At 73.1% G+C, this 12,367-nt stretch carries 10 protein-coding genes; 8 read left to right on the plus strand and 2 right to left on the minus strand.

Annotated features, from left to right (window positions below; all coding sequences use genetic code 11):
- Positions 1-203 precede the first annotated feature (203 nt).
- The 4 genes from D0Z67_RS11230 (at position 204) to D0Z67_RS11245 (ending at position 4,126) form a co-directional block, all read left to right on the plus strand.
- On the plus strand, positions 204-710 hold the full coding sequence (locus D0Z67_RS11230; protein ID WP_031184352.1) for a cysteine dioxygenase: 507 nt from the start codon (positions 204-206) through the stop codon (positions 708-710).
- A 45-nt stretch (positions 711-755) separates the two neighbouring features.
- On the plus strand, positions 756-1,715 hold the full coding sequence (gene cofD, locus D0Z67_RS11235) for a 2-phospho-L-lactate transferase (protein WP_031184351.1): 960 nt from the start codon (positions 756-758) through the stop codon (positions 1,713-1,715).
- The gene (locus D0Z67_RS11240; RefSeq protein WP_031184350.1) at positions 1,712-3,013 is read left to right on the plus strand and encodes a coenzyme F420-0:L-glutamate ligase; all 1,302 of its coding nucleotides are present in this window, start codon (positions 1,712-1,714) and stop codon (positions 3,011-3,013) included. The genes cofD and D0Z67_RS11240 overlap by 4 nt, the downstream gene beginning before the upstream one ends.
- 93 nt (positions 3,014-3,106) lie before the next feature.
- Entirely contained in the window at positions 3,107-4,126 is a 1,020-nt protein-coding gene (locus tag D0Z67_RS11245; protein ID WP_107059682.1) for a DNA-3-methyladenine glycosylase family protein, read from the plus strand.
- A gap of 6 nt (positions 4,127-4,132) precedes the next feature.
- Here D0Z67_RS11245 and manB read toward each other — a convergent pair whose 3' ends face one another.
- A complete protein-coding gene (manB, locus tag D0Z67_RS11250) occupies positions 4,133-5,215 on the minus strand; it encodes a mannose-1-phosphate guanylyltransferase (RefSeq protein ID WP_031184348.1) in 1,083 nt (360 codons plus the stop codon).
- A gap of 259 nt (positions 5,216-5,474) precedes the next feature.
- Between manB and D0Z67_RS11255 the strand changes: the two genes are divergently transcribed.
- The 4 genes from D0Z67_RS11255 to D0Z67_RS11270 all read left to right on the plus strand — a co-directional run bounded on the left by D0Z67_RS11255 (position 5,475) and on the right by D0Z67_RS11270 (position 11,257).
- On the plus strand, positions 5,475-6,230 hold the full coding sequence (locus D0Z67_RS11255) for a TIGR03089 family protein (protein ID WP_031184347.1): 756 nt from the start codon (positions 5,475-5,477) through the stop codon (positions 6,228-6,230).
- Between the two features lie 102 nt (positions 6,231-6,332).
- Positions 6,333-7,493 carry an LCP family protein gene (locus D0Z67_RS11260; RefSeq protein WP_031184346.1) on the plus strand — a complete coding sequence of 387 codons (1,161 nt, stop codon included), beginning with the start codon at positions 6,333-6,335 and terminating at the stop codon, positions 7,491-7,493.
- A 234-nt stretch (positions 7,494-7,727) separates the two neighbouring features.
- Positions 7,728-9,473 (plus strand): LCP family protein, encoded by a 1,746-nt coding sequence (locus D0Z67_RS11265; protein WP_031184345.1) that lies wholly within the window; start codon positions 7,728-7,730, stop codon positions 9,471-9,473.
- 149 nt (positions 9,474-9,622) lie between these two features.
- Positions 9,623-11,257: an LCP family protein gene (locus D0Z67_RS11270; protein ID WP_031184344.1), complete on the plus strand. Its 1,635-nt coding sequence runs from the start codon at positions 9,623-9,625 to the stop codon at positions 11,255-11,257.
- Between the two features lie 63 nt (positions 11,258-11,320).
- On the opposite strand, the gene D0Z67_RS11275 is transcribed toward D0Z67_RS11270, so the two are convergent.
- Positions 11,321-12,349, minus strand: coding sequence for a glycosyltransferase family 2 protein (locus D0Z67_RS11275; protein WP_031184343.1), 1,029 nt, complete (start codon positions 12,347-12,349; stop codon positions 11,321-11,323).
- Positions 12,350-12,367 lie beyond the last annotated feature (18 nt).

Below are 12,367 nucleotides of genomic sequence, written 5' to 3' on the forward strand. Positions count from 1 at the left end.
GTGCTGCCGGCGCGCGCTTCAGCTGTTGTTGCTGTCCCTGCTGTTGAGCCGACCGCGCTCCAGCGGACCCCGGGCCCACTCCGGCCCCGCGTGTCCCGCCGTTCCCGCACTCCTTCGGGGACACCCGCCCGTACGCCCGTGATCCGGGCCGGGGCCCAGCGACACCCAGCCACCGCCTCTCCGCCGAGGAACCCCACACCCCCATGAACAGCGACAACGACCTCCAGATCGCCGGCGACCTCCTCGAAGTCCCCCACCTGCTCCAGCCGCCCCGCGAGCACCCGCTGACCGTCGCCGAGTTCGCCGGACTGGCCCGCGCGGTCGCCGCCGACCGCGACCGGTGGGCGCATCTGGTCCGCTACGACGCCACCACCCGCTGGTACCACCGGCTGCGCACCGGCCCCGGCTACGAGGTGTGGCTGCTGTCCTGGGTGCCCGGCCAGGGCAGCGGGCCGCACGACCACGGCCGCTCCTCCGGCATCCTCACCGTACTGGAGGGCGCCCTGACCGAGCGCACCGGCCGGGGCACCCGCACCCTCACCGCCGGCGCCCAGCGGGTCTTCGCGCCCGGCTATGTGCACGACGTGGTCAACGACGCGCTGGAGCCCGCGGTCAGCCTGCACGTCTACTACCCGGGCCTCACCGAGATGCCCATGCACACGTCCCCGCACTGCGAGGCCCGTACGGAGCCGAGCGCAGCCGGGGTGTGATCACCGGACGCACGGGCTGTCGGCGGCTGCTGACACACTGATCCCATGCGCATTGTGGTTCTGGCAGGCGGCATCGGCGGTGCCCGGTTCCTGCGCGGTCTGAAGCAGGCCGCCCCGGACGCGGACATCACGGTCATCGGCAACACCGGCGACGACATCCATCTCTTCGGGCTGAAGGTCTGTCCCGACCTCGACACCGTGATGTACACGCTCGGCGGCGGCATCAACGAGGAGCAGGGCTGGGGGCGGGCGGACGAGACCTTCCACCTCAAGGAGGAGCTCGCGGCCTACGGCGCCGGGCCGGGCTGGTTCGGGCTCGGCGACCGGGACTTCGCCACCCACATCGTGCGGACCCAGATGCTGGGCGCCGGGTATCCGCTGAGCGCGGTCACCGAGGCGCTGTGCGACCGCTGGGAGCCGGGCGTGAAGCTGATCCCGATGACCGACGACCGGGTGGAGACCCATGTCGCCGTCGACCTGGACGGCGAGCGCAAGGCGGTCCACTTCCAGGAGTACTGGGTGCGGCTGCGCGCATCGGTGCCCGCCGAGGCGGTCGTGCCGGTCGGCGCCGAGCAGGCCAAGCCCGCGCCCGGTGTGCTGGAGGCCATCGCGGAGGCCGACGTCATCCTCTTCCCGCCGTCCAACCCGGTGGTGTCCGTGGGCACCATCCTCGCGGTGCCCGGCATCCGGGAGGCCATCGCGGAGGCGGGCGTGCCGGTGGTCGGGCTCTCCCCCATCGTCGGTGACGCGCCGGTGCGCGGGATGGCCGACAAGGTGCTCGCCGCCGTCGGCGTGGAGTCCACCGCCGCCGCGGTCGCCGCGCACTACGGCTCCGGGCTGCTGGACGGCTGGCTCGTCGACACCGTGGACGCCGGTTCCGTCGCGACGGTGGAGGCGGCCGGTATCCGCTGCCGTGCCGTCCCGCTGATGATGAGTGACCTGGACGCGACCGCCGCGATGGCGCGCGAGGCGCTGGAGCTGGCCGGGGAGGTGCGGACCGCGTGACCGGCTACCGGGTCTGGGCGCCCTCCGGACTGCCCGAGGTGGCGCCGGGCGACGACCTGGCCAAGCTGATCGCGGCGGCCGAGCCGGGCCTCGCCGACGGGGACGTGCTGCTCGTCACCTCCAAGATCGTGTCCAAGGCCGAGGGCCGGATCGTGCGGGCCGCCGACCGGGAGGCCGCGATCGACGCGGAGACGGTGCGCGTGGTGGCCCGGCGCGGGCCCCTGCGCATCGTGGAGAACCGGCAGGGCCTGGTCATGGCCGCCGCCGGGGTCGACGCGTCCAACACCGCCGAGGGCACCGTGCTGCTGCTGCCCGAGGACCCGGACGCCGCCGCGCGGGCCATCCGCGCGGGGCTGCGGGAGGCGCTCGGCGTCACGGTGGGCGTGATCGTCACCGACACCTTCGGCCGCCCTTGGCGCGCCGGGCTCACCGACGTGGCGATCGGCGCGGCCGGGGTGCGGGTCCTGGACGACCTGCGCGGCGGCACCGACGCGCACGGCAACCCGCTCTCCGCGACCGTCGTCGCCACCGCCGACGAACTCGCCTCGGCGGGCGACCTGATCAAGGGCAAGGCGTCGGGCCTGCCGGTGGCGGTCGTACGCGGCCTGCCCCACGTCGTCACCGACGCGGCCGAGCAGGGCGAGGGCGCGCGGGCGATGGTGCGCTCCGCGCGGGACGACATGTTCCGGCTCGGCACCTCCGAGGCGGTGCGGGAGGCGCTGACCCTGCGCCGTACCGTGCGGGCCTTCACCGACGAGCCGGTCGACCCCGGCTCGGTGCGCCGGGCGGTGGCCGCCGCCGTGACCGCGCCCGCCCCGCACCACACCACGCCGTGGCGCTTCGTGCTGCTGGAGTCGGCCGAGTCCCGGCTGAGGCTCCTCGACGCGATGCGGGACGCCTGGATCGCCGACCTGCGCCGGGACGGCAAGAGCGAGGAGTCCATCGCCAAGCGGGTCCGGCGCGGTGACGTACTGCGCAACGCGCCGTATCTGGCGGTGCCCTGCCTCGTCATGGACGGCTCGCACGCCTACGGCGACGCGCGGCGGGACGCGGCCGAGCGGGAGATGTTCGTGGTCGCCACGGGCGCGGGCGTGCAGAACTTCCTGGTCGCGCTGGCCGGGGAGCGGCTCGGGTCGGCCTGGGTGTCGTCCACGATGTTCTGCCGTGACGTGGTCCGCGAGGTGCTGGACCTGCCCGCCCACTGGGACCCGATGGGCGCGGTGGCGATCGGTCACCCGGCCCAGGAACCCCCGGCCCGGCCGGCGCGGGAGGCGGGGGCCTTCATCGAGGTGCGCTGAGGCGGGGTGGGCCGGGGAGGCCCTAGTCTCGTAGGGCACCCCTCAGTCCCGTGGGGCACCCCCGCCCCCTCCGCATCCCTAGGACCTCTCCCCGTGGCAGGACGTTTCGCCCCCCGGCCCCCGTCGCACGCGACCGTGCGCGACGCGGTCCCGGTGCCCAGGTCCGGGTCCGTGCCCCGGCAGGCGGCCGGGCCCCGGACGCGGACGTGGGTGCCCGAGGGGCCGTACGACCTCGGTCTGGTGCTGGGAGTGCTGCGGCGCGGGGGCGGTGACCCGACCTTCCGCGCGACGCGTGACGGCTCGGTGTGGCGGGCCACCCGTACCCCCGCCGGACCGGGGACCCTGCGGGTGTACGCCTGCGGCGGCGAGGTGCGCGGGGAGGCGTGGGGGCCCGGTGCCGAGTGGCTGCTGGACCGGCTGCCCGAGCTGCTGGGCGCCGCCGACGAACCCGATGTCTTCGAGCCCCGGCACCGGCTGGTCGCCCTCGCCCGGCACCGGCGTCCCGGACTGCGGCTGACCCGGACCGGGCTGGTGCTGGAGTCGCTGATCCCCTCGGTGCTGGAGCAGAAGGTCACCGCCGACGAGGCGTACCGGGCCTGGCGGCGGCTGGTGAGCTGGTTCGGGGAGCCCGCGCCGGGTCCCGCCGGTACCGGTGAGCGCCCGATGTGGGTGATGCCCGCGCCCCGGACCTGGGCGCTGATCCCGTCCTGGGAGTGGCACCGGGCGGGCGTCGACGACAAGCGCGCCTCCACCATCCTGCGGGCCGTCCGGCTGGCCGCGCGGCTGGAGCAGACGGCGGGGATGCCCCCGGCCGAGGCGCGGGCCCGCCTTGAGGTCGTCCCCGGCGTCGGCCCGTGGACCTCGGCCGAGGTGGTGCAGCGCAGCCATGGCGCGCCGGACGCGGTGACCACGGGCGACCTGCACCTGCCCCGCATCGTCGGCTGGGCGCTGGCCGGTAACCGGGACGCGGACGACGCGGAGATGCTGCGCCTGCTGGAGCCGTACGCCCCCGAGGGCCAGCGTCACCGGGCCGCCCGCTACGTCCTGCTCAGCGGCAACACCCCGGCGCGCCGGCACCCGAAGATGCGTAGGACGGACATCGCCAGGTGGTGAGCCGGGTCACTGGTCCGAGGAGAACCTGACCGCCCCGGCCGGGATGCGCGCGTCGCACCACACCCGGACCCCGTCCCGCAGCTCGTTGTCGGCTCCGACCACGGCGCCGTCCCCGACCACCGCACCCGTGAGGACGGACCGCTCGCCCACGCGCGCCCGGCTGCCGATGAGGGAGTCGGTGACCACCGCGCCGGGCTCGATGACCGCCCCCGGCAGGATCGTGGACCCGCACACCCGCGCCCCCTCCGCGACGAACGCGCCCTCGCCCACCACCGTGCCCCCGGTCAGCTTGGCGTCGGAGGCGACCCGGGCCGTCGGCAGGATCAGCCGGTCCCCGCGCCGGCCGGGCACGGCGGGTGAGGGCGCGCGGCCCATGACGAGGTCGGCGGAGCCCCGCACGAAGGCGGCCGGGGTGCCGAGGTCGAGCCAGTAGGTGGAGTCGACCATGCCCTGGAGGTGCGCCCCGGCGGCCAGCAGGCCGGGGAAGGTCTCGCGCTCCACGGAGACCGGGCGCCCGGCGGGGATGGTGTCGATGACGGAGCGGCGGAAGACGTATGCGCCCGCGTTGATCTGGTCGGTGACGATCTCCTCCGGCGTCTGCGGCTTCTCCAGGAAGGCGAGCACGCGGCCGGTGTCGTCGGTCGGGACCAGCCCGTACGCGCGGGGGTCGGTGACCTTGGTCAGGTGCAGGGAGACGTCGGCGCCGGTGGACGCGTGGGTGTCGACCAGGGCCCGGATGTCGAGGCCCGTGAGGATGTCGCCGTTGAAGACCAGGACGGGCTCGTCGGGGCCGGAGCGCAGCCGTTCGGCGACGTTGCGGAGGGCGCCGCCGGTGCCGAGCGGCTCCTTCTCGGTGACGTACTCCAGGTGGAGGCCGAGGGCGGAGCCGTCACCGAAGTGGGGTTCGAAGACCTCGGCGAGGTAGCTGGTGGCGAGGACGATGTGGTCCACGCCGGCGGCTCTCGCTCTCGCCAGCTGGTGTGTGAGGAACGGCACCCCGGCCGCCGGGACCATGGGCTTGGGCGTGTGCACCGTGAGCGGCCGCAGCCGCGTGCCCTTGCCGCCGACCAGGAGGATCGCTTCTGTCACCTGTCGTCTCCGCTTCCTGCCGGGACCGGCGGAACGTCTCGTTTTCGGCCGGCCAGTGTAGGCAGACGGCCCGGCGCCGGCCCCCGATGACCGTGCGGTGTCGGGCGGATCGGCGGGCGCCGTCCCCCGGGCGTACGCGTCCGCACGGGCGAGTGGCCGCCGGACAGCGGGGGCGGGCACGGGTGCTGAGCGGCCGTCGGGCGCGGGCCGGGGTCTGGGACGCCGTCCGGCGCGGCCCCGCCCGACTACCCTTGCGCGGATGAACGCCACCGATCGCACCCCAGCCGGCCTGCTGCGTTCCGCGCTCGTCGCGGACGCCGGACGCCCCCTGGTGACCTTCTACGACGACGCCACCGGCGAACGCGTCGAGCTGTCCGTCGCCACCTTCGCCAACTGGGTGGCCAAGACCGCCAACCTGCTCCAGGGCGAGCTGTCCGTGGCCCCCGGCGACCGGGTGGCGCTGTTGCTGCCCGCGCACTGGCAGACGGCGGTGTGGCTGCTGGCGTGCTCGTCGGTGGGCGCGGTGGCCGACGTCTCCGGGGACGCGGCCGCGGCAGACGTGGTGGTCAGCGGGCCGGACACCCTTGAGGAGGCGCGGGCCTGCCGGGGCGAGCGGGTCGCGCTGGCGCTGCGTCCGCTGGGCGGGCGGTTCCCGCAGGTGCCGGAGGGCTTCATGGACTACGCGGCCGAAGTGCCGGGCCAGGGCGACCAGTTCGCCCCCTTCGCGCCGGTGGACCCGGAGGAGCCCGCGCTGATCGTGGCCGGGGCCGAGTTCAGCGCCGCCGAGGTGGTGGAGCGGGCGCTCGCCGACGCGCCGGACCTCGACCTGACCGGGCCGGGCTCCCGGCTGCTGTCGGGCCTGCCGTACGACACCTGGGCCGGGCTGAGCGCGGGGCTGTACGCGCCGCTGGCGGCCGGGGGCTCGGTGGTGCTGTGCCGCAACCTCGACAAGCTGCCCGCCGACGCGCTGGCGCAGCGCATCGACGCCGAGCGGGTGACGGCCTCCCGGCACTGAGACCGCCCGTTCGGCCCAGCAAAGGGCGGCTTCGGGCCGTCCGCGCGGCCATGGTCGTAGGAGCAGGGCGCATGTCCGACGACCGCGAGGGGTGGTGCCGCCGTGCCCGACTCCGCGACTCCCGGCGCCTCGGCCACCGGGGACGGGCTCGCGCGGCGGCGCAGGCGGCGGTGGCTGAAGGGCGGGGCGCTCGGCGCGGCCGTCCTGCTCCTGGTGGCGGGCGGGACCGGCTGGGCGCTGTACGCCCGGCTCAGCGACAACATCACCCCCGACGAGGCGGCCGCGCGCGAGCTGGCCCGCTACGACGAGGAGCGGCCCACCGCGCTGGTCTCGGGCGCCCAGAACATCCTGCTGATCGGCACCGACAGCCGGGCCGGGGACGGCAACGGGGAGTACGGGCGGGACTCGGGCACCGAGCGCTCGGACACCACGATCCTGCTCCACCTGGCGGCCGACCGGCGCAGCGCCACCGCCGTCTCGCTCCCCCGCGACCTGATGGTGCGCGTCCCGGCCTGTCCGCGTACCGGCGGCGGGCAGGCCGCCCCGTCGTTCGCCATGTTCAACACCGCCTTCCAGACCGGCGGTTCGGCGTGCACCATCCGTACCGTCGAGGAGCTGACCGGTATCCGGGTCGACCATCACATGGTCGTCGACTTCAGCGGGTTCAAGCAGCTGGTGGACGCCGTCGACGGCGTGCCGGTGTGTGTGCGGGAGCCGATCGACGACAAGGCGGCCCGGCTGAAGCTGCCCGCCGGCCGGGTCATGCTGAACGGGGAGCAGGCGCTCGGCTACGTACGCGCCCGCAAGACGCTGGGGGACGGCAGCGACACCGACCGGATGGACCGCCAGCAGCGGTTTCTCGGCGCGCTGGTGGAGAAGGTGCGCGGCGACGGCGTCCTGCTGAACCCGGTGAAGCTGTATCCGGTGCTGGACGCGGCGACCTCGGCGCTCACCACCGACCCCGAACTGGCCAGTCTGCGCGGCTTGTACCGGTTGGTCCGGGGAGTGCGCGACATCCCCACCGAACATGTGCGGTTCCTCACCGCTCCGCGCGAGGCGTACGTGTACGACTCCGACCGTGACCAACTGGTGCAGCCCGAGGCCGGGGAACTCTTCGCCCGGCTGCGCGCCGACCGGCCCGTGGAAGTGGCGGACACTTCACCGGAAAACGGCGGTAAATCCCCCGGCGACAACGCCGGAAACTCCCCCTCGGCCACCCCCACCTTCCGGGGCAGCACGGCCGCCGCGCCCACGTGTGAGTAATGCCCACACCAAATCGGCGAACTTTTGTTCAGAGGAATGAGCGGGATTGCCCAGTTCTAAGAACGTGGAATTCGTCACCGGCGTCGCTCGACCCTGAACAGGGCGGATAGTGTGAGCGATCCGGTGCACCCCGGCCAGTGAGGTCCGTCCTCCGACCGCGCACCGTTTCACCGAGACCCGAGCGCCTACGAGGGGGAAGGCGCCGCGTGGCCCCGACGGAGGATTCGGACAACCGTGGACGCGCAAAGCCGTGGGCGGGCGGAGAACATCGACCCCGCAGACCAGTGGGTACTCAATCCGAACACCGGCGAATACGAACTGCGACTGGGCAATTCCGCACCGCAGTCACCGGTTCCCGGACCGCGGACCTCCCGGCGCGGCCGGCCCGCCGAACCCGAGGCCGAGCGCGGCCGGGGCGGCGCGGCGGTACGTGAGGCTCCGGAGCGCGACGCCGAGGTGCCGCAGCCGCGCCGCCGCAGGGGGGCCGAGCCGGAGCCGCCGCCGGGCCGGCGCAACCGGCGCCCGGTGAAGAAGAAGTCGAAGACCAAGAAGATCCTGGCCTGGACCGGCGGCGGTCTGGCACTGGTGCTGGTCGTCACCGGCACGGCCGGCTACCTCTACCTCAAGCACCTCGAGGGCAACGTCTCCGCGACCGACGTCGGCAGCGCGGCGAAACAGGGCTTCAGCAAGGACGACGCCTTCAACATCCTGATCATCGGCACCGACAAGCGCACGGGCGCCGGCAACGAGGGCTACGGCGACAAGAACAGCGTCGGCCACGCGGACACCAACATCCTGCTGCACGTCGCCAAGGACCGGACGAACGCGACGGCGCTGAGCATCCCACGCGACATGATCGTGGACGTGCCGGACTGCGAGACCCTCCAGCCCGACGGCAGCAGGAAGGTCATCCCCGGCTCCAGCCAGGTCCGCTTCAACACCAGCCTCGGGCAGGAGGGCCGGGACGCGGGCTGCACCATGCGCACGGTGAAGGCGGTCACGGGCATCACGCCGGACCACTTCATGATGGTCGACTTCAACGCGGTCAAGACGCTGACCTCGGCGGTCGGCGGCGTCAAGGTCTGCCTGAAGCACGCGGTCAACGACAAGGACTCCCACCTCCAGCTGCCCGCCGGCGAGTCAAAGGTCGAGGGCGAGCAGGCGCTGGCGTTCGTCCGTACCCGGCACGCCTGGGGGAACCAGGGCGACCTGGACCGGATCAAGGTGCAGCAGCAGTTCATGGGTTCGCTGATGCGGGACATGTCCTCCAGCGACACCCTGACCAACCCCCGCAAGCTGCTGGACCTCGCCGAGGCGGCGACCAACGCGCTCACCGTCGACAAGGGCATCAAGAGCGTGGGCACGCTCAAGGACATAGCGCTGGAGATGAAGAAGGTCCCGCCGAAGAACATCACCTTCCTCACGGTGCCGGTGATCGACAACCCGGCGGAGAAGGTGCACGCGACGGTGGTCGTCAACCAGACCGCGGGCCCGCAGATCTTCGACGCCATCAACAACGACGTCTCCTTCACCGACGTCAAGAAGAAGGAGAAGGCCGCCAAGGACGCCCAGGCCGCCCGGCTCAAGGGCACCAGGTCGGCCCCCTCCGACGTGCGGGTGCGCATCATGAACGGCGGCGCGGTCGCCGGCAGCGCGCAGGAGACCCTGAACTGGATGCAGACCGAGAAGAGCATCCTCAAGTCCGAGAACGCGGGCAACGCCCCGGCGGAGCTGAGCAGGACGACGCTGGAGTACGCCCCCGACCAGGCTCCGCAGGCCCGCGAACTGGCCGCCCTCATGGGGCTGTCGGGCTCGGCCATGAAGCCGGGCAAGAGCGTGGAGAACGCCCAGGGCCTGCCCGCGATGAGCCTGACCCTCGGCAAGGACTTCAAGGGCGCGGGCGTCTCACTGACGGCCCCGGCGAAGGCACCGGACGTGAGTGACAAGTCCACTGCCGACAAGGTGGAGTGCGCCTCCTAGGCCCTGTCGTCAAATTCCCGGCGTCCGCCCGGAGGGCGGGCGGGGCGGGAATTTGACGACAGGGCCTGAGTAACCCAATGGGCCCGTCGTGCGTCTAACTTGGCGCGGGGCGGGCCCGTTTGCTGCGTGTGTGGTGGAAGGACGGGGAGTTGTCGCAAAGTCGGGTTCGGGGGAGGGGTTCGGTGGCGCAGGACACCAGAGAGCGCGCGCCGAGGGCCGGGGGCCCGCGCGACGGAGGTTCCGGCGGTGGCGGCCGGCGGCGTACCGGGAAGCAGGGCGGAAAGCCGGGCGGCGGACGGCGCGCGCTGCGCTGGTCGGCGAGTGTGCTGGCGCTGCTGATACTCGGCACGGCCGGCGCCGGTTACCTGTACTACGAGCACCTCAACGGCAACATCCGGGCGGGTGAGCGCAGCGGCAGCGACGACTCCCGCGCCCAGCGCACCCGGCCCAACGCGGACGGCCAGACCCCGCTGAACATCCTGCTGATCGGCTCCGACAGCCGCGCCTCGGCGGAGAACGTCAAGCTCGGCGGCAGCAAGGACACCCGCGGCAACCCGCCCCTCGGTGACGTGCAGATGCTGATCCACGTCTCCGCGGACCGCAGAAGCGCCGCCATGGTGAGCATCCCCCGCGACACCCGCGTGGACATCCCCGAGTGCAAGGACGCCAAGACCGGAAAGGTCTACCCGGCGACCAACGACATCATCAACACCACGCTCGCCCGGGGCGGCGCCGGCTGCACGCTGGCCACCTGGGAGAACCTCACCGGGGTCTACATCGACCACTGGATGACGATCGACTTCTCCGGTGTGGTGCGGATGGCGGACGCGATCCGGGGCGTCGACGTGTGCGTCAAGCAGAACGTCTGGGACCGCTCCACCGCCGCCCAGCACGGCGGCTCCGGCCTGAAGATGACCGCGGGGACGCACAAGGTCAAGGGCGAGCAGGCCCTGCAGTGGCTGCGCACCCGGCACGCCTGGGGCAGCGACGTGATGCGCGCCCGCGCCCAGCACATGTACCTGAACTCGATGATCCGCACCCTCAAGGGCCAGAACGTCTTCACCGACAGCGGCCGGCTGATGGACCTCGCGGAGGCGGCGACCAAGTCCCTGACGGTGTCCAACGAGATCGGCAGCGTCAAGAAGCTGTACGACCTCGGCATGGAGCTGAAGGCGGTGCCGACCGACCGGATCACCTCGGTGACGATGCCGAACATCGAGGACCCGCGGAACATCTCCCACGTGCTCCCCGCCCAGGGCGCCGACAAGCTGTGGCAGATGCTCCGCGAGGACGTCGCCCTCGACAAGAACGGCAAGCCGGCCCAGAAGAAGGTCGCGGACGCCGAGCCCGCCAAGGCCCCCTCCGCCGCTCCCGACCGGCTCGGGGTGCAGGTGCAGAACGGCACCCGGACCGACACGCTGGCCCCGGTCAGCGGCCGCGCCCGCGCGGTGGCGAGCGCGCTGGGCGCCAAGGGGTATGGCCAGGCCCAGGCGGACTCCTCGGCGGCGCCGTCCGCCGAGGAGACGGTGGTGCGCTACCCGAGCGCCGACCTGGAGGGCGACGCCCAGGCGGTGGCCAAGGCGCTGGGCATCCCGGCGAAGCAGGTGGAACGTTCCACCGACGTCTCCGGCGTGACCGTCGTGGTCGGCGCGGACTGGCGCACCGGCGACACGTACCCCAAGAAGGCCGCCCCGAAGGCCGGCGACCTCCCCACCGGCACGGACGCCATCAACGGCTCGGACGACAAGTCCTGCATGGACGTGTACGCGCCCTACCGCTGGTAGGCACCCCGCACGGCATGTGAAAGGGCCCCTCCCGCAGCCGGGAGGGGCCCTTTCGCATGGTCACTACCGGGGTTCGAGGACCGCCGGGCGGCGGGACGCGATGACGCGCTTCGCCAGGGACCTGGGGCTGGTCAGGAAGCCGAAGCCCCAGGACATGTGCATGGTGGCGAGGGCGACCGGGATCTGGAGGCGGGCCTTGAGGGGGAGGCCCCTGCCGGCCGGTATCGAGCCCGCGGCGATGGCGGCCAGGTAGCCGGCCGGGATCACGAAGCCCCAGGGGGTCACGGCCACGCCGGCCACCACGCCCGCCGCGATGGCGCACACGGCGGCCGGCGGGGCGAGGTAGCGGAGGTTGATGGAGCCCTCGTGGTAGCGGGCGACGACGTGCCGCCAGCGGCCGTAGTCCTTGTACTGCTTGGCCAGCGCCTTGATGCTCGGGCGGGGCCGGTAGGAGACCCGCAGCTCGGGCGAGAACCAGATCAGGCCGCCCGCCTCGCGGATGCGGAAGTTCAGCTCCCAGTCCTGGGCGCGGATGAACTCCTCGTTGTAGCCGCCCTGTTGCTCCAGCGCCTCGCGGCGGAACACCCCGAGGTAGACCGTCTCGGCGGGGGCGGCCGCGCCGCCGGTGTGGAAGGCGGCGTTGCCGACACCGATCTTGGAGGTCATCGCGGCGGCGACCGCGTGCTCCCAGTCGTTCTCGCCCTCGGCGTGCATGATGCCGCCGACGTTCTGCGCGCCGGTCTCCTCAAGGAGCCGTACGGCGGTGGCGATGTAGTTCGGCGAGAGGATGCCGTGGCCGTCCACGCGGACGACGACGGGATGCCGGGACGCCTTGATCGCGGCGTTCAGCGCGGCGGGGGTCCGGCCGGTGGGGTTGGGGACCGTGACCACGCGGGGGTCCTCGGCCACCAGCTCGGCCGCGATCTCGTCCGTACGGTCCGTGGAGGGACCGAGGGCGATCACGACCTCCATGTCGCCGGCGTACTCCTGCGCGAGGATCGCTTGCACGGCTCCGCGCAGATGCCGCTCCTCGTTGAGCACGGGCATGATCACGGACACGGCGGGGTTCCGCACATCGGGCTTGGCGTTCATAGGGGGCTCACGTTACCG

It is taken from the genome of Streptomyces seoulensis, from assembly GCF_004328625.1.
GTDB lineage: Bacteria > Actinomycetota > Actinomycetes > Streptomycetales > Streptomycetaceae > Streptomyces > Streptomyces seoulensis.